18 protein-coding genes are annotated in these 16707 nt (G+C 46.7%); 8 read left to right on the top strand and 10 right to left on the bottom strand.

Annotated features, from left to right (window positions below):
- Positions 1-140: 140 nt before the first annotated feature.
- Genes TTER_RS04620 through gap form a run of 5 tightly spaced genes read right to left on the bottom strand, consistent with a single transcriptional unit; the run spans position 141 to position 3554 of the window.
- Complete coding sequence (locus TTER_RS04620) at positions 141-329, bottom strand: twin-arginine translocase TatA/TatE family subunit (protein ID WP_012874869.1); 189 nt, start codon at positions 327-329, stop codon at positions 141-143.
- A gap of 35 nt (positions 330-364) precedes the next feature.
- Positions 365-586 carry a preprotein translocase subunit SecG gene (secG, locus tag TTER_RS04615; RefSeq protein WP_012874868.1) on the bottom strand — a complete coding sequence of 74 codons (222 nt, stop codon included), beginning with the start codon at positions 584-586 and terminating at the stop codon, positions 365-367.
- Positions 587-627: 41 nt separating this feature from the next.
- Entirely contained in the window at positions 628-1380 is a 753-nt protein-coding gene (gene tpiA / locus TTER_RS04610; RefSeq protein ID WP_012874867.1) for a triose-phosphate isomerase, read from the bottom strand.
- On the bottom strand, positions 1373-2542 hold the full coding sequence (locus TTER_RS04605; protein ID WP_012874866.1) for a phosphoglycerate kinase: 1170 nt from the start codon (positions 2540-2542) through the stop codon (positions 1373-1375). Before TTER_RS04605 ends, tpiA begins: the two co-directional genes overlap by 8 nt.
- Position 2543: 1 nt before the next feature.
- Positions 2544-3554, bottom strand: coding sequence for a type I glyceraldehyde-3-phosphate dehydrogenase (gene gap, locus TTER_RS04600; protein WP_012874865.1), 1011 nt, complete (start codon positions 3552-3554; stop codon positions 2544-2546).
- A 232-nt stretch (positions 3555-3786) separates the two neighbouring features.
- Here gap and nusA point away from each other — a divergent pair, with 232 nt between their 5' ends.
- From nusA to TTER_RS04565, 7 genes are all read left to right on the top strand, one after another.
- A complete protein-coding gene (gene nusA / locus TTER_RS04595; RefSeq protein WP_241215215.1) occupies positions 3787-4920 on the top strand; it encodes a transcription termination factor NusA in 1134 nt (377 codons plus the stop codon).
- A gap of 18 nt (positions 4921-4938) precedes the next feature.
- Complete coding sequence (gene rnpM, locus TTER_RS04590) at positions 4939-5241, top strand: RNase P modulator RnpM (protein ID WP_012874863.1); 303 nt, start codon at positions 4939-4941, stop codon at positions 5239-5241.
- A 52-nt stretch (positions 5242-5293) separates the two neighbouring features.
- Positions 5294-7264: a translation initiation factor IF-2 gene (gene infB / locus TTER_RS04585; protein ID WP_012874862.1), complete on the top strand. Its 1971-nt coding sequence runs from the start codon at positions 5294-5296 to the stop codon at positions 7262-7264.
- A gap of 1 nt (position 7265) precedes the next feature.
- Positions 7266-7631, top strand: coding sequence for a 30S ribosome-binding factor RbfA (gene rbfA / locus TTER_RS04580; RefSeq protein WP_012874861.1), 366 nt, complete (start codon positions 7266-7268; stop codon positions 7629-7631).
- Positions 7606-8511: a tRNA pseudouridine(55) synthase TruB gene (gene truB / locus TTER_RS04575; RefSeq protein ID WP_012874860.1), complete on the top strand. Its 906-nt coding sequence runs from the start codon at positions 7606-7608 to the stop codon at positions 8509-8511. The genes rbfA and truB overlap by 26 nt, the downstream gene beginning before the upstream one ends.
- A 4-nt stretch (positions 8512-8515) precedes the next feature.
- Positions 8516-9490 (top strand): bifunctional riboflavin kinase/FAD synthetase, encoded by a 975-nt coding sequence (locus tag TTER_RS04570; protein WP_012874859.1) that lies wholly within the window; start codon positions 8516-8518, stop codon positions 9488-9490.
- Positions 9491-9568: 78 nt separating this feature from the next.
- A complete protein-coding gene (locus tag TTER_RS04565) occupies positions 9569-11089 on the top strand; it encodes a YifB family Mg chelatase-like AAA ATPase (protein ID WP_012874858.1) in 1521 nt (506 codons plus the stop codon).
- A 26-nt stretch (positions 11090-11115) separates the two neighbouring features.
- Here TTER_RS04565 and TTER_RS04560 read toward each other — a convergent pair whose 3' ends face one another.
- The 3 genes from TTER_RS04560 to TTER_RS04550 are packed head-to-tail and all read right to left on the bottom strand — an operon-like array spanning position 11116 to position 13571.
- The gene (locus TTER_RS04560) at positions 11116-11886 is read right to left on the bottom strand and encodes an amino acid ABC transporter ATP-binding protein (protein ID WP_012874857.1); all 771 of its coding nucleotides are present in this window, start codon (positions 11884-11886) and stop codon (positions 11116-11118) included.
- On the bottom strand, positions 11883-12623 hold the full coding sequence (locus TTER_RS04555; RefSeq protein WP_012874856.1) for an amino acid ABC transporter permease: 741 nt from the start codon (positions 12621-12623) through the stop codon (positions 11883-11885). Before TTER_RS04555 ends, TTER_RS04560 begins: the two co-directional genes overlap by 4 nt.
- 24 nt (positions 12624-12647) lie before the next feature.
- Positions 12648-13571, bottom strand: coding sequence for an ABC transporter substrate-binding protein (locus tag TTER_RS04550; protein WP_012874855.1), 924 nt, complete (start codon positions 13569-13571; stop codon positions 12648-12650).
- Positions 13572-13703: 132 nt separating this feature from the next.
- On the opposite strand from TTER_RS04550, the gene TTER_RS04545 reads away from it, so the two are divergent.
- On the top strand, positions 13704-14333 hold the full coding sequence (locus tag TTER_RS04545; RefSeq protein WP_012874854.1) for a LysE/ArgO family amino acid transporter: 630 nt from the start codon (positions 13704-13706) through the stop codon (positions 14331-14333).
- 46 nt (positions 14334-14379) lie between these two features.
- Here the strand turns inward: TTER_RS04545 and TTER_RS04540 are convergent, their stop codons facing one another.
- Both TTER_RS04540 and TTER_RS04535 read right to left on the bottom strand, forming a co-directional pair.
- Entirely contained in the window at positions 14380-16407 is a 2028-nt protein-coding gene (locus TTER_RS04540; RefSeq protein ID WP_012874853.1) for an ABC transporter substrate-binding protein, read from the bottom strand.
- 119 nt (positions 16408-16526) lie between these two features.
- Positions 16527-16706, bottom strand: coding sequence for a hypothetical protein (locus TTER_RS04535; protein WP_012874852.1), 180 nt, complete (start codon positions 16704-16706; stop codon positions 16527-16529).
- Position 16707 lies beyond the last annotated feature (1 nt).

Here is a 16707-nt window from a genome sequence, read left to right as displayed (position 1 = left end):
ATCACCCCACAAACACTGAAATTGCAATCTCTGTATGGGATTCTAAATCTTATCAGATCTAAGTACAAGGAACATCTAAAACAAAAGCAGGAGTAATATACTCCTGCTTAAACAATTCAAGACAAGTTCAGTTACTGGGATTAGCCCTTGAGTTCCTGGCGCTCCGCGGTCTTATCCTCCTCCAGCTCTTTACCTGTAAGATTGTCCTTAAACTCTCTTATACCTCTACCAAGAGCTCCACCTACCTCTGGCAACTTCCCGACACCAAACACAAGCATTACTATCACTAAGATGATTATAAGCTCTGGAGCGCCTAAACCGAATGGCATTTGTCTTTTCCTCCTGACTTCCTAGACTAATTTTGCTACGAGAGTGCTACGCTCAGCAGAGACACAGCTACAAACACCACTGCCAGGACTATTGTAAGCTGGAAGAGAGTCTTCTCTAGCCCTCGCCTAGTGTGATAAATCGAACCCGGATCTCCACCGAACGCACCACTAAAGCTGCTACTCTTGCTTTGCATTAGAATAACAGCTATCAAAAGTATAGATACTATAATCTCAGCTATCTTTATAGATGTTTCCAACTCTATATCCTCTGTTCGGCATTATAACAGGGTAGCAATTTCTAATCAACCATAGCAGGAGAAGCCATCATGACTAGCTCGGCAAATTCTTCTGCCTTGAGACTGGCTCCTCCCACCAGAGCACCATCAATATCTTTCTGTTCGATAAATTCTTTGAAATTACCTCTATTGACGCTCCCACCATAGAGTATTCTAACTCTCTCTTGATTGAGGCCATATGAACTAAGTTGTTCCCTTATAAAGGCTGCCATGTCCTGGGCATATTGAGCTGAAGCAGCCAGTCCTGTTCCTATCGCCCAAACAGGTTCATACGCGATCACTATTTCATGATCCCAACCATCGGCAAGAACAGCAGAGAGCTGATTGCTAACGATTTCCTTGGAGATTCCCTCTTTGTACTCCTGCTCCAGCTCCCCAACCGCTAGTATAGGTACCATCCCTGCTCTGGCCACAGCCCTAGCTTTCCTAGCTACTATTTCATCAGTTTCTCCGATAATATGCCGTCTTTCGGAATGACCAACTATGACGTAACTGCACATCTCACTGAGCTGCAGAGGAGATATCTCCCCGGTGTATGCTCCCCAGTCCTCCCAAAATGTATCTTGAGCTCCGACGAGGATGCCGGTCTCCTCAACTAGCTTTGCTACTCTCTCAAGCCAAACAAACGGTGGGCAAAGAACAACCTCAACATCCGTCACGGAAGAAACTCTCGATACGATAGATGACGCTAAATCCTGAGCTTGAGAGGAGTCAGTGTGCATTTTCCAATTACCCGCAACTAGAGGTTTACGCATTGTTATCCTCCAGAGCTGCTATACCCGGTAACTTTTTGCCTTCCAAGAATTCGAGCGATGCACCTCCTCCAGTAGATACATGATCAACCGAAGAGGACATACCTGAATTCTCTAAAGCAGATACCGAGTCTCCGCCCCCAACAACGGTAAATCCGCTACAATTCGCGACAGCCCTTGCTATTGCATAGGTCCCGTCGGCAAAGCCCTCGGTCTCAAACACTCCCATAGGACCGTTCCAGAAAACGGTAGAAGCAGTCGCTATAACACTAGAATAATTTTCGATTGTCTTTGGGCCAATGTCATATATGGACTTATTTTCCGGCACTAAGTTAACCTCAACTATTTCCTTACTATCAGGATCTTGCAAACTGCTAGCAACTACTACATCGACAGGCAAATCTATTTTTTGCTCGCTTAGCAGTTGTTGTGCAGTATCTATCATATCTGCTTCCGCTAAGCTCTTACCCACCTTCAACCCTTGGGCCAGGAGGAAAGTATTGGCCATTGCTCCACCTATAAGCACCTTATCAACGCGTGGTAACAGATTCGATATGACTCCTAATTTATCTGACACCTTAGCTCCACCCAAAATAGCTACAAAAGGCCTATTGGGAGAGTTCAGGATTTTAGTGAGGACCTCAACTTCCTTCTCCATAAGCAGTCCAGCAGCTGAGGGTAACAGCTTTGCTATAGCCTCGGTACTCGCATGTGCCCTATGGGCGGAGCCAAATGCATCATTTACATATACATCTGCTAAGCTCGCGAGTTGATGGGCAAACTGTATATCGTTCTTTTCCTCACCAGGATAGAACCTAGTGTTTTCTAGTAGAAATACTGAGCCTTCTCGGCCGTTTTGTATAACTTGCCTTGCTTGTTCAAGATCAAGGGGAAGCAATTGAACTGGTCTGCCTAATAGGTCGGAGACACGGTCTACAATAAGAGCCATGCTGTACTTAGGATTGAATTGCCCCTTGGGCCTACCAAGGTGAGAGGCTAGAACTAGCTTGGAAGCCCCTAGTTCAAACAGTCTTGTCAGGGTGGGAACAGCTGCCCTGATACGGGTGTCATCCAGGATGACACCCGTATCAGACAATGGGACGTTGAAATCCACGCGGACTAAGACTGTCCGCTCTCTTACATCTATAGATTCAAGTGTGCGCATGCTACGCCATGCTCGCAGATATCATAGCAGCAAGATCAGCCACCCTGACGGAATAACCCCACTCATTATCGTACCAGGAAATTACCTTGACCATCTTTCCGCCTATCACCATCGTAGACAGACCATCAACTATCGTGGAGTGAGTATCCTCTTTGAAATCCGAAGATACCAGAGGCTCCTCGGTATAGCCCAGAATCCTGCTCAACCTGCCATTCGCCGCCTCTTTGAAGCTACAGTTTACCTCCTCGACAGTTACTTCCTTCTCGACCTCCACCACGAAGTCTATTATGCTAACCGTCGGGGTAGGTACACGTAGCGAGAAACCGTCGAACTTACCCTTGAGCTCTGGCAGAACCAACCCCACTGCCCTAGCAGCACCAGTGGTTGTCGGTATTATATTAGCTCCTGCAGCCCTGGCTCTACGAAGGTCTTTATGAGGAGCATCAAGTATCACCTGGTCGTTGGTATATGAGTGTACGGTAGTAAGAAGGCCACGAACGATACCGAAATTCTCTAGCATAACCTTAGCGATTGGAGCTAGAGCATTGGTAGTACATGAAGCGTTCGAAATTATGTTGTGTTTATTGGGGTCGTACTTATCATCATTTACGCCGAGAACAACGGTTATATCCTCATTTTTAGCTGGGGCAGTTATTAGGACCTTCTTGGCACCTGCATCAATATGGGCTTTCGCGCGAGCTCCATCGGTCCCTACTCCGGAAGACTCTATGACGAAATCTATACCCAAATCACCCCAGGGCAGCTTAGTCCAATCTCTCTCAGCGAAAACAGATATTTCAAGGTCATCAACTCTAAGCTGACCATCTGATGCCCATATCTCAGCTTCGTATCTACCATAATTAGTATCGTACTTTAGAAGGTGAGCTAAGACATCGCTACTGGTGAGATCGTTTATAGCTACGATTTCTATATCATCAGGATAATAAGTTCGTATAGCTTTAAAAACCTGTCGACCAATTCTCCCAAAACCGTTAATAGCAACTCGAGCCACCAGTTTCCCTCCCTAGTTTTTATATAGATAATTTTTGATCAATCGGTTTATAGAAAAAAACACTTAGATTGCGGTCATTATAGCAACCAGCAAAAGAAGAAAGGGAGGGTAAATGATAATTTCTTGAAGGGAATCGTCGTTAACTGCTATAATACGTCAAACGGAGCAAGAAGTAAGAAGGGAAGTGGGGCAACCCACTTTTTTATTTATATAAAAAGTTATACAAGGTGATTTGGTCGGAGGGCATATGAGAGGCGAATTCTATGCAGCCATCTCCCAGTTAAGCCTTGAAAGAGGCATCCCCAGAGATGTGCTTATTAAATCAGTAGAAGAGGCAGTCAAGGCTGTATACCGTAAAAACTATGACGCCTCCGGTGATATAGAGGTCAAAATAGATCCTAATACCGGGCAGGCAACGGTTTATCGTGTCCTGCAAGTGGTAGAAAACGTCAAGGACCCTAAAACTCAGATAAGCCTGGCGGATGCAAAGAAGATTGATAAGGAAGCCAGGATAGGCAGCGTCGTACATCAGGACGTTACCCCAGATACCTTCGGCCGAATCGCCGCCCAGATGACTAAGCAGGTAATGCTGCAGAAGATTCGAGAGGCTGAGCACGAAACAATATACAAAGAATTCGGGGACAGAGAAGGAGAACTGGTAACTGGGGTAGTACAGAGAGTAGAGAACGGCTTGGTCATAGTCCAGCTGGGTAAAGCAGAAGCTATTATGCCCAAAGCCGAGCAAGTAGAAAGCGAAAACTACAAACCTGGTCAGAGATTAAAGGTGCTACTGCTAAAGGTTGTTAAAACACCCAGGGGACCTCAACTCATTGTCTCCCGCAGGGACAAAAACCTGCTGAAGAGGCTATTTGAGATTGAAGTTCCTGAGATATATAACGGATCTGTAGAGATCAAGGCTATAGCAAGAATACCTGGGGTGAGATCGAAGATAGCAGTGGCTGCAAGACAACCTGGGATTGACCCTGTGGGTAGCTGTGTAGGTGTTAGAGGTACTCGTGTCCAGAATGTAGTAGACGAGTTGCAAGGGGAGAAGATCGACATTATACAATGGAGCGATGATCCAGCTACTTTTATAGCTAGGGCACTGAGCCCCGCACAAGTCAACGAAGTGATATTGGACAAAGAAACCAAAACCGCTACTGTTATAGTGCCAGAAAAGCAGCTATCCCTTGCAATAGGAAAAGATGGCCAAAACGCTCGACTGGCCGCAAACCTTACGGGATGGAGAATCGACATTAGAAGCCCAGAAAATGTAGAGCATTTCTCTAGCTCCTCCACATCAGTATCAGAGGAGCAAACAGACAGACTAGAGCAAGACGTTTCAGCAGAAACTATATCCGAGTAAGACATATTGCGGTTAGATATGCCAAAAAAGGGGCAGATAATCCGAGTAAAAAGACAACCTCAGAGAACCTGCGTAGGGTGCAAACAAGTAGAAGGCAAGCGCACCCTCATCAGGGTAGTACGTCGTCCTGATGGTATAGTAGAGGTAGATCCCACTGGCAGGAAAGCAGGTAGGGGCGCATACGTACATCAGAGTCTTGATTGTATAGAACAGGCTATCGCAAGTAATGCGCTTTCAAGAAGCTTGAAAGCAAACATAGGAGAAGAGGTAATATCTGAGTTGAGGAACCTTGCCTCTTCTGAAGACTCGGAAGAAACTTAATAAGAGCAGTGTTTGATAATTAGTATGGAAAAGGGTTTGAAGGTTTTTAGTGATGGCAGATAGAGATTTGGACTTGGAGACAATTGAAGATTTGGAAGAAATACTTGAGGAAGACGAGGTTCCTGCAGCCAAACGTCCCAAGAGCAAAAAGACAGGAGCTACTAAACAATCTGCTCCTCGAGCCGCTGTTAGGGGCAGAGAAAGACCTGTAAGGGGAGGCCCACAGGCAGGGAGAGCTGCTACTGCCGTAAGGGTCAGAAGGATCATTGAACTTCCTCCTACAATGACCGTTAAGGAATTAGCTGATTCTCTGGGAGCTAGTGCTGCTGATGTCATAAGGACTTTGATGCAAAACGGCATCATGGCAACTATCAACCAGCAGATAGACTACGACACAGCGGAGATTATAGCTTCCGAGCTAGGCTACGAGACACGGCTCGTTGTGCCTCAAACAGATGAAGAAAAACTGTTAGCCGAACTGGAGGAAGAGCAAAAAAGAGTATCCAAAGGCGTTCTGCAACCTAGACCTCCTGTTATTACCGTGATGGGGCATGTCGATCACGGTAAGACCAAGCTGCTTGATACCATCAGGAAGACGAATGTAGTAGCTGGTGAAGCTGGAGGCATCACGCAACACATAGGCGCTTACCAAGTAGAGTATCAGGGAAGAAAGATAACCTTCCTAGACACGCCTGGGCACGAAGCGTTCACAGCTATGAGAGCGCGTGGTGCTCAGGTAACAGATATAGTAGTGCTTGTAGTAGCTGCCGATGACGGTGTCAGGCCTCAGACTCTCGAGGCTCTGGCACACGCCAGAGCTGCTAATGTGCCTATTGTGGTAGCTATAAACAAGATAGATAGAGAAGGGGCAAATCCGGATAGGGTCAAGCAACAGCTTTCAGAGCAGGGTCTTGTCCCCGATGACTGGGGTGGTGACACCCCGTTTATACCCGTATCGGCCCTAACAGGCGAGGGTATCCAGGACCTATTGTCTATCTTACTCCTGGTAGCAGACATGCGTGAACTCAAGGCTGATCCTACAAGATTGGCTGAAGGCACAATAATAGAGGCTCATCTAGACCCCAATCAGGGGCCAACAGCTACAGTATTAGTTCAGAATGGTACACTCAAGCCCAGAGATTTCGTACTTGTAGGCTCTGTAACTGGCAGAATTAGAGTGATGTTCGATGACAAGGGACAGAAGCTGAGGAAGGCCGAGCCTTCTACTCCGGCAAGGATCATAGGGCTAGAGGGAGTACCTGAGGCTGGAGATAAATTGCTTGTGGTCACTGATGAAAAGCTGGCCAAGCAGGTTGCCCTCCAAAGGGCCAAGGCTGCTCAAGCAGCCGCTCTAGTAAGTAATAGGCCAGCGAGTCTTGAGGAGCTATTTAAGAACGCTTCAGATAGCAAAGAAAAAGAACTTAACATCATCTTGAAGGCAGACGTACAAGGTTCTATTGGAGCAATACAACACGCTCTCTCGCAGATTCAAGAAGAAGGTGCCAAGATATCTATCATCTATTCAGGTACTGGTACCATTTCAGAGTCGGACGTGAAACTGGCTGCGGCCTCTAACGCGATTATTATTGGGTTTAATGTCAGGCCTGACCCTGCCGCGCGCAAGACCGCTGAAGCTGAGAAGATCGATATCCGTTACTATAACGTCATATACAACTTGCTAGATGATGTAAAAGCAGCTCTAGCAGGCCTGCTAGAGCCGGAATCCAAGGAGGTTATAGACGGCTACGCAGAAGTGAGAGCTGTATTCAGGCTTCCTAACAAGGAGCAAGCCGCTGGTCTCTATGTTCTAGATGGTAAAGCACTTAGAAATAGCAGGGTCAGGGTGATTAGAAACGGAGCGGTCATATACGACGGAACAGTATCCTCTCTCAAGCGCTTCAAAGATGATGTCCGAGAAGTGGCAGCAGGATACGAATGTGGACTCACTGTAGCCAACTTCAACGATTTCCAAGAGGGCGATCACATAGAGTTCTATCATACAGAGCAGGTTAGCAGGCAATAAAATGAGTAGAAGGACTGAGCAGGTAGCTCAGGAAATCAAAAGGCATATAAGCGAGCTCCTCGTACAGGAAGTCAGGGATCCTAGGATTGGGTTTGTAACTGTTACCGCTGTAGAGGTATCCCCTGACCTGGAGCATGCAACCATACACGTAAGCGTGCTCGGATCTGAGGAAGATGAGAAGGAAACCATGAAAGCACTGAGGAGAGCTTCCGGATTCCTCAGATCCGAGCTTGCCAAACGTATAAGGCTCAGAAAAATGGCCGAACTGAGGTTTGAGCCAGATAGAAGTGCCGCAGAGGCTATACGTATAAGCCAACTGCTAAACGAAGTCCTACCACCAGATGATAGACAGAAAGAATCAGAGTAAAGAATTTCTCAATGGCTTCATCGTAATCAATAAACCTCTCGGCGTTACTTCTCAATGGGTGGTCAATAGGATAAAAAAACTGTTTAGTGCCAGACGTGTAGGGCACGTAGGGACACTAGATCCGTTCGCAACAGGAGTGCTTCCCATAGCTCTAGGCAAAGCGAATCGGTTAGCTGAGGTTATCCATTCACAGCCCAAGTCTTACGTGGCTGAATTGTCCTTTGGATTTAAGACCTCTACCGGTGATTTAGAGGGAGACATCATAGCCCAATCGGATATTATCCCTAGCCCAAAAGATATAGCGGAGATATTACCGGAGTTTATTGGTCAAATAGAGCAAACGCCACCCAAATACTCTGCAATTAAGGTCGAAGGAAGGAGAGCTTACGAGTTAGCTAGGCAAGGACAAGAATTGACTTTGCCTACTCGCAAGGTAGAAATTTACTCGCTAGAGGCATTGGAATTTCGAGCTTGTACTTTAAAACTAGCCATATCTTGCTCATCGGGTACATATATACGCTCACTCGCTGAGGATATAGCTGAGCGTCTAGGAGCATATGGGTATCTCAGCAATCTCGTAAGGACAAGTGTAGGGGCATTTAGCATCGAGAGCTCCATAACTATAGAGGAATTAGAATCGGTAGGTGACTATTTACAGCCTGCTTTGATCCACCCTCCAGATGACGCACTTACCCACTTGCCAGCAGTCATGCTGGACGAGCGAGATGTCCAAAGGATAAGCAATGGAGCGACGGTCAAAATGGCACATATATCTGAAGAACCCATTCCTCTAGTAAGAATATATAGCGCCAACGGAGAAATAGTTGGGCTTGCTGAATCTAGAGATAATACACTATTCCCTCGTATAATGCTAAAGTAATCGTATGCATAGATACATCTCTTCGCTTATCCACGAAAGGCCATACCGAGAAGCCCCAGGGCCTCAAGTAATAACCATGGGGACCTTTGATGGTTTACATCTCGGGCACCAGGCAATAATCAAAAAGACACTAGCAGTAGCTGAAGAACATGGCTTAGAAAGTACCGCCATCACATTTCATCCGCATCCCAGATATGTACTTAGCGGGAATAAAGTTCCTCAACTATTGCCCTTAGAAGACAGACTAGATCTTCTTGCCGACATGGGCATCAACCATGTATGGTGTATTAATTTCGATCTAGAGCTAGCCAAGCTGTCGGCAAAGGAGTTTTTTGAGCTTCTTTCAAAATGGGTAGTGCCAGCAGCTCTAGTGGTGGGTGAAAACTTCCGTACAGGTCGTAACCGAGAAGCCGGAGTCAAAGAACTAGATGTTCTTGGACAGGAACTCGGATGGGAGCTCATCTCAGTACCAACACTATATATTCATGGGCAGCCTGTCTCAAGTACTCGAATAAGGCATCTACTGACCCAAGAGGGAGATGTAGAATCAGCAGCCTCCCTCCTTGGTCGTAACTATTACATCAAAGGAACAGTAGTACATGGTGAGGGGAGGGGCAGGCAACTAGGTTATCCTACGGCAAACCTCAGTGTAAGCAGCGATTTAGTCGTGCCGTATAACGGTATCTACTACTGCGATGCCTACCTAGATGAACCATCAACTCAACCAAAAGTAGCAGCAGTAAGCATAGGCACCAGACCCACTTTTGGAGGGGGAGAAAGAACAATAGAAGCTTACCTACTTGACTGGTACGGTGACCTTTACGACAGGACACTCAAACTTGAATTCATTCACAGAATTAGGGACGAGCTCAAGTTTGCATCTGTAGAAGATCTCATAGATCAGATGGATCGAGATGTTGCCAACATTAGGTCTCTAGCCTCCTCCAGGCTAAGGAACCAGGTCCAGCAGAACAGATAAATTCCTAATAAATCAAGCTAACAGGTCAGCGAAAAGGGTATCGTAAGCAAATTCTAAATCTACACGGAAGGGGTTTCTATGCTCGCGAGCGTTGCTAGTTGTGCAGTTATAGGGCTCAATGGTGCACTAGTAGACATCGAAGTAGACATAGGGCCAGGCTTACCTACCTTCACCATAGTAGGACTTCCAGATACAGCAGTGCAAGAAGCTAAGGAGAGAGTTAGAACAGCTATCAAGAACTCAGGATGCGCTTTCCCTAACAGAAAGATCACAGTAAATATGGCACCGGCGGACCTCCGAAAAGCAGGGCCAGCATACGATCTTCCAATCGCGGTAGGCATATTAGTAGCTTCAGGCCAGGCCAATGCCTCAACTCCAAAATCAGTGTTCATTGGGGAGCTTGGATTAGATGGGACAGTACGACATGTAAACGGCATAATCTCCATGGTAAGCACTGCCATGGAAGAAGGCTTCTCTCAGATATTCGTTCCCAAGGAGGACGCGCCAGAGGCAAGTCTTATACCAAACGTAACTATTTACCCAGTACAAACACTTGGAGAGTTAGCAGCCCACCTAAGAGGCGAAGCTCCCATAGTACCTTTTACTAATAGTACAGGATGGCAAGACGAGGCTCCGATAGAAGGTCTGACTGACATGGCAGAAATAAAAGGACAAGACCATGCAAAGAGAGCCCTAGAGATAGCAGCAGCTGGACATCACAATATCCTTATGTCGGGGCCTCCCGGATCAGGGAAGACGCTGCTAGCTAGATCATTACCAACTATATTACCCAAGATGTACACAGAAGAAGCGCTGGAAGTTACCAAGATCTATAGCGTAGCAGGGCTACTACCTAAGAATAGACCTTTGATAACAGAAAGGCCCTTTCGAGCACCTCATCACACTATATCTTATGCTGGATTGATTGGAGGCGGGAGACAACCAAAACCCGGCGAAGTTAGCCTTGCACACCGAGGAGTTTTATTCCTCGATGAGATGCCCGAATTTGCACAGAACATCCTAGAGTTGTTGAGACAACCCCTGGAAGATAGAGTGGTTACTATCAGCCGAGTTTCTGGAACTATCACACTACCGGCAGACTTTCTGTTGGTCGGAGCCATGAACCCATGCCCATGCGGATATGCTGGGGATCCGGTAAGAGAGTGTCAGTGTTCTCCAGCTGCCATCACTCGCTACCAAAAGAAGTTGTCTGGTCCATTGATGGACCGGATAGATATCCACATCGAGGTCCCCAGAGTGGAGTTTGAGAAATTAGCCTCTCGAGGAACAGGAGAAAGCTCAAAGAATATAAGGGAGCGAGTGGAAAAGGCAAGAGAGATACAGAAAAAGAGGTTCGGGAATAACCCTCACAAGCAAAACTCAAACATGACGCCTGCCGACATACGGCGTTACTGTCAGCTAAACGAAAAGGGTCAAGCAATTCTGAAAATGGCTGTGCAACAGCTTGGTCTGTCAGCAAGGGCCTACCACAGAATACTCAAGTTAGCTCGAACAATAGCCGACCTAGAGGGTCATGATCAGATACAAACACCGCATGTGGCAGAAGCTATACAATACAGGCGTAGAGAGATAAACTAGCGTTTTCTTACGCAAATATGAAATGCTCAGAGTATAGCACGTAGAAAAGTGCGCGTGCGTTCATGCTGAGGATTGCTGAATATGTCCTCGGGCTTGCCTTGCTCCAAAATAACACCGTGGTCCATGAATACGACTTCATCAGCAACCTCACGGGCAAATCCCATCTCATGAGTCACGACGATCATGGTCATGCCTTCATAAGCAAGATTTTCCATAACCGTAAGAACCTCTCCCACCAATTCGGGATCGAGTGCTGAAGTGGGCTCATCAAACAGCATAACCTTAGGATGCATAGCCAGGGCCCTGGCTATAGCTACCCTCTGTTGCTGACCTCCAGAAAGCTGGCTAGGATAATTATTAGCCTTATCAGCCAGTCCTACCTTAGATAGCAAGCTCAAGCCCTCTTCTATAGCCTGTTTCTTGGGAACACCACGAACGTGAATAGGGGCCTCTATGACGTTCTCTAAGGCCGTCATATGGGAGAAGAGGTTAAAGCGTTGGAACACCATGCCTATTTCGGCACGCTGCCGGGCTACAGCCTTGGGGGGCAACTCAACAAGTCTACCGTTAACCTCTTTATACCCTACGAGGTGACCTTCTAGGTATATGCGCCCTGAGTCTACTTTTTCAAGATGGTTTATACATCTCAGGAGTGTGCTCTTCCCGGATCCGCTAGGACCGATTATAACTATAGTCTGACCTTTTTGAACCTCCAGGGTTATTCCCCGAAGCACCTCCAGATGTCCGAACTTCTTATGAACATCTTCCACATAGACCATAGCATTCTGAGCATTCATCCTCTTCTCAGAGCTCCTGCCATCATCCTTCCAAAGAAACCTGCTGCTTGAGGCTCACGTACAAATCCTCTTTCAAACCTTCTCTCTAGTTTGCCTTGCAAGTAAGAGGCTACAGTAGTCATAGCAAGATACCACAGAGAAGCTATAGTGAGAAGCTCAAAGTACCTGAATGTGGCACTGTAGATCTCCTGTGTAGCAAAGAGCAGTTCATGAGCGCTTATGACGGCCACCAAGGAAGTATTTTTCAGCATTGAGATGAACTCGTTCCCTGTGGGAGGAATAATTATTCTTATGGCCTGAGGAAGAATTATCCTCCTCATTGCTAGCCACCTGGTCATGCCTAAGGAGAGGGCGGCCTCCATCTGGCCGCCCTCAACAGAAAGAATACCAGCACGTATAATCTCAGCCATGTACGCGCCCTCGTTCAGGCTGAGAGCTATTATTGCCGATGGTACCTCTGGTATTACTACTCTCTGATTAGTGAGTTGCGGAATAGCAAAATAGACGAATATTATCTGTACAAGCAGAGGTGTGCCTCTGAAAAGCCATATGTAGAAACCGCTTATCCACCTAAACACAGGTATACGACTATGAGATATTCTCCCTAAAGCCGCTACTAGTCCCAGTAATATGCCTAGGAGCTGTGATACGACAGAGAGAAATATGGTTAGCTCAGCCCCTCTAACTATAGAAGGGTGAAATAAGTATTCCCAAAATATCGCCGGATCAAAGTTCATCTTTCAAAATCCCGATCCGTGAATTCACTCTTTGAGAGCCGCTCCTTCTACTCCCCATTTCTTGAGTATTCTGTCATACTCCCCACTTGCCCTTATTTGCTCCAGCGCCTTAGCCAGCGCATCCTTGAGATCTTGCCTGTTCTTTGGAACAGCTATACCGTAATTTTGTCCAGCGGAGAAAGGCTCACCAGCCAGCTTGAACTTGGATGGGTTCTCTTTTATATGAAATGCGGTCACAGGTAGATCCGAAGTATATACGTCTACGTGCCCAGACACAAGCGCCTGCCAGGCATCAGTGTCCTGCGTAAAGGTCTTCAAAGTCATCTTCTTGGTGCATTGCTCATTAACTTTTTGCAACTCATCCAGCTCTACGGTTCCTCTTTGTACAGATATCGTATAACCACAAAGATCCTTATAGCTATCAGCCTTGATGTTGCTATCGCTAGGGACAACAATTCCGATACTGGCTGTCATATAGTCTACAAAATCGACCTGTTGCCTCCTCTCTGGAGTATCGTTCATACTGGACATTATGATGTCGAATTTTCCTCTCTGTAGTGCCGCGATTATCGTATCAAATGAATTGTTTACCATCTTGGCGCCCTTTAGCCCCATAGCCTTAGCAAGGGCATTGGCCAAATCCACATCAGCGCCTACTATTTGTCCTGTCTTTGGATCAACGGACTCCATAGGTGGATAGCTAGCATCCGTTCCTACAGTTAGATACCCATCATTTATCAGCTTTAGCTGAGGTGCAGGTGAAGATGCAGCTGTAGTAGGAGATGGCGATGGAGATTGAGCAGAGGGAGAAGGAGACGATGTGCCGGTGCTACCAGTGGTGGGTGTAGCTCCTCCCTGCTGCCCTCCACAGGCGATCAAAAAGATTAATCCTAAGATCAATATTGGGAACATTAGAGACTTTTTTATGGCCTGTTTGCTCTTCTTCATAGTTTACGATCGTGACCTCCAGCGTGAAAACTAGTAATAATTATTGCAGACTCATATACAGAATCAGAGCGAATTATATAGCAATTACAAGCCTCAAAGTAGAACAAAACAAATCAAAAAGTTGAGGGAGTTATGCTAAAGGCTTTCCTACACGGCTTTGTGTTGGCTATTGGGTTGATAATCGCTATAGGTCCACAAAATATGTTCATTCTCACCCAGGGAGCTACGCATTCAAGGTTTGCTAAGGCTATCCCAGCTATTATTACGTCCTCGATATCCGACACCATTCTGATCCTTATCGCAGTATTAGGCGTGTCTTTGTTGGTATTGAACAAGCTTTGGGTAATGGTAACGGTGACTACCATAGGTACAGTATTCCTAATCTACATAGGATGGGTTAACTGGAAAAGCTCTCAGGCACACAACCACATCATACATACTAGTGAATCGACGAATTGGCCAGTTCGCAGGCAAGTTGTATTTGCACTATCCTTTTCTCTCCTGAATCCCGGAGCAATAATGGATACCATAGGTGTGATAGGTACAAGCTCGCTAACTTACTCGGGGAGAGAAAAGTTATCTTTTACCCTTGCAACCATAGCAGTATCTTGGATCTGGTTTGCTCTGTTAGCATTAACCGGCAGAATTATGAGGAAAAACATAGCAATGTACGATGTCTTAAACAAGGCATCAGCTATAGTTATGTGGATTAGTGCTATTTACATGGCACAACGACTACTTACTATCATCATGGCGAAGTAGGCATGGATAACATAGCTGTAACTATGTTATCCATGCCAAGCATTTCCTATCTACTAACGCCCTTTAGAGTACCATTCAGGATCATGTAAGTTACAAAGTTATCACTATAGGGGCTGTTGGCATAGATAGGATCGTTCTCAGGTAACCAACCCGTAACTCTCACGTTTTCAAGGGCAGGGTTATTACCGTAACGTTCCCACAGAGGGATTATCGGCAGAAGTTCGTTGAAGGCCTTAGCCAAAGTAGTAATTACCTCTTTCTGCCTGTCAATATTGAGACCGGAAGCAGCTTGAATGGTTAACTTCTGCAGGTCCACCTCACCTACAGACTGTGTCTTCTGCTTGAGAGGATAGTTCATGCCACCACCAGAGGCTAGGGGAGCATTATGAGTGAGTAGATCTGCTACATAGGAGAAGTGGGGATGAGGGTTACCAGCCCCCCATGCATTGATACCTAGCTGGAATCTACCAGCATCCATCTGCGTACTCCATTGAGTAAACGTAACAGGCCTTACGGTAGTCTTAATCCCAAACTTAGTCAGCTGGTCAGCTAGGTTCTGGGCAGCTGCTGACCAGTCAGCATACTCAGCTGGGACTCCAAGCTCATACTCCATACGCTTACCATTGGGGGTGACCCATGTGTCTCCTTGCTTCTTGAATCCGGCACTCTGGAGCACTTGGGCTGCCTTATCTGGATCGTAGGCATAAGAGTTCAACTTGGATAGCTCACTCTGCGGGACCCACTTCTCGAGTATCGAGTCGGATACACCAGCCATGTACTTGCAACGCTTTGCCGACTCCCCTAGAGACACGGTGGCGTTTTGATCCATATTTACAGCCATAGCTATGGCTTGGCGAACCTTGGGATCGGAGAACTCATTTAGCCTCTTGTAGTTGAAGAACAATGCTGGACCAGAGTATACGGGCGGTCGTATGATACGAAAGCCAGCCTGCTGTAGAGCCTTCTCAGTAGCTGGCGGGAAGCCGTGAGTAGCATAGTCGATCTGCTTGGAAAGCAGGATCGGCGTTACAGTGGGAGTCTCGCCGTTATAGAGGACAATCTTGTCAAAGTTGACCATATTGGCATTCCATGCGTCTGGCACCTTGACCAGCGTAACTTGAGATTCTGTCATGCTTCCGGGCTGGACCTTGTATGGGCCAGACACGACAAGCTCCTTGGGGCGGAAACCCTCGAATTGGGTGCGTAGCTTCTTCATATCTGCTGAGCTTGTAGTTGCCCCCTTGTCGAACATGGCCTTGGCCTTCTGGGCAAATTCGCCATATACGGAGTTTGCCCTAATATGTTCCCGCAAAATGTACCTCGGAACTACAGTCGATGGATCCTTCATCTTAAACACCACGGTGTAATCGTCAGGCGCATCTATGGACCCTAGGTAGTTCCACACCACGGCATCCTGCAAGCGCAGCAAAGTGAAGGTAGTTACTACATCCTTGGAAGTAAATTGTGAACCATCACTCCACTTAACACCTTGGCGGAGCTTCACCTGGAAGGTATCAGGCGGTATTATCTCCCAACTGACTGCCAACAGAGGTACATATTGATTCTTGTCCCATAGATAGAAGCCTAATGGCATCTCAAGCATATCCCAATATATGCCAAAGCTATTGTTATTAGTGGCAAAGGTATTCCAGTGTCCAGTAGGAGGCATCTGGTAAGGCCAAGCGCCATGGAATTCACCTCCAGTCGGTTGACCAGAGGGCTTGATCTCAGGTGCCATAGGAGCTATTTGAGCGGTTATATTACCTCCAGCCTGTCCAGCTGAAGTGGGGGAAGCAGCAGGTGTCTGCTCCATAGCTGGAGTAGGTGAAGCCGCCGCACTAGTTGGAGATGGAGCCGGACTAGCAGCTGAAGTTGGGCTGGCAGCCGGACTTGGAGAGGGACTCATACCAGCTGAAGCAGCTGGCGTTGAAGATCCTCCTGGAGCTGGCGAAGCTCCTGTGGTAGGTGTAGCTCCAGGTGCCCCTCCACCACAGGCAACAAGTATCGCACTACCTGCTGCCACCGCTGAAAACTTCAAAAACTTCCTTCTATTAATCTTGCTATACTTTGACATTAGGTATTCCCTCCCAAAAAAGTCTATTTGCTTGACACATACCTGTCAGCAAGCTTACCTTCGCGCTAAACTATGCCAGTCCCCCTTCCCCTTCCATCACCCCCTTCCAAAGGTATGACCTAGATAGATCTTCGAACTACTAAAGCTACTATGAACAAGAAAATAATCCCTATGAACAGCATGAATACTGTTATAGTGAACTCGGCAGTGCCAGGTCTTAGCCATATCAACAATGCTGCAGATAGTAGAACTATAAAGCAGCCTATTCTAAAAGCTGCTTGTCCTGTTTGTGGGTTCATA

It is taken from the genome of Thermobaculum terrenum ATCC BAA-798 (assembly GCF_000025005.1).
In the GTDB taxonomy this organism is placed as follows: Bacteria; Chloroflexota; Chloroflexia; order Thermobaculales; family Thermobaculaceae; genus Thermobaculum; species Thermobaculum terrenum.
The sequence above is the reverse complement of the archived record's forward strand: the minus strand, read 5'-3'. Positions and strand labels throughout refer to the sequence as shown.

Bases quoted from the DNA above. Each gene is read 5' to 3' on its own strand.
- TTER_RS04620 (WP_012874869.1), bottom strand. From the start codon at position 329: ATGCCATTCGGTTTAGGCGCTCCAGAGCTTATAATCATCTTAGTGATA.
- tpiA (WP_012874867.1), bottom strand. From the start codon at position 1,380: ATGCGTAAACCTCTAGTTGCGGGTAATTGGAAAATGCACACTGACTCC.
- TTER_RS04605 (WP_012874866.1), bottom strand. From the start codon at position 2,542: ATGCGCACACTTGAATCTATAGATGTAAGAGAGCGGACAGTCTTAGTC.
- rnpM (WP_012874863.1), top strand. From the start codon at position 4,939: ATGCCAAAAAAGGGGCAGATAATCCGAGTAAAAAGACAACCTCAGAGA.
- infB (WP_012874862.1), top strand. From the start codon at position 5,294: ATGGCAGATAGAGATTTGGACTTGGAGACAATTGAAGATTTGGAAGAA.
- rbfA (WP_012874861.1), top strand. From the start codon at position 7,266: ATGAGTAGAAGGACTGAGCAGGTAGCTCAGGAAATCAAAAGGCATATA.
- truB (WP_012874860.1), top strand. From the start codon at position 7,606: ATGATAGACAGAAAGAATCAGAGTAAAGAATTTCTCAATGGCTTCATC.
- TTER_RS04570 (WP_012874859.1), top strand. From the start codon at position 8,516: ATGCATAGATACATCTCTTCGCTTATCCACGAAAGGCCATACCGAGAA.
- TTER_RS04565 (WP_012874858.1), top strand. From the start codon at position 9,569: ATGCTCGCGAGCGTTGCTAGTTGTGCAGTTATAGGGCTCAATGGTGCA.
- TTER_RS04560 (WP_012874857.1), bottom strand. From the start codon at position 11,886: ATGAATGCTCAGAATGCTATGGTCTATGTGGAAGATGTTCATAAGAAG.
- TTER_RS04555 (WP_012874856.1), bottom strand. From the start codon at position 12,623: ATGAACTTTGATCCGGCGATATTTTGGGAATACTTATTTCACCCTTCT.
- TTER_RS04550 (WP_012874855.1), bottom strand. From the start codon at position 13,571: ATGAAGAAGAGCAAACAGGCCATAAAAAAGTCTCTAATGTTCCCAATA.
- TTER_RS04545 (WP_012874854.1), top strand. From the start codon at position 13,704: ATGCTAAAGGCTTTCCTACACGGCTTTGTGTTGGCTATTGGGTTGATA.
- TTER_RS04540 (WP_012874853.1), bottom strand. From the start codon at position 16,407: ATGTCAAAGTATAGCAAGATTAATAGAAGGAAGTTTTTGAAGTTTTCA.
- TTER_RS04535 (WP_012874852.1), bottom strand. From the start codon at position 16,706: ATGAACCCACAAACAGGACAAGCAGCTTTTAGAATAGGCTGCTTTATA.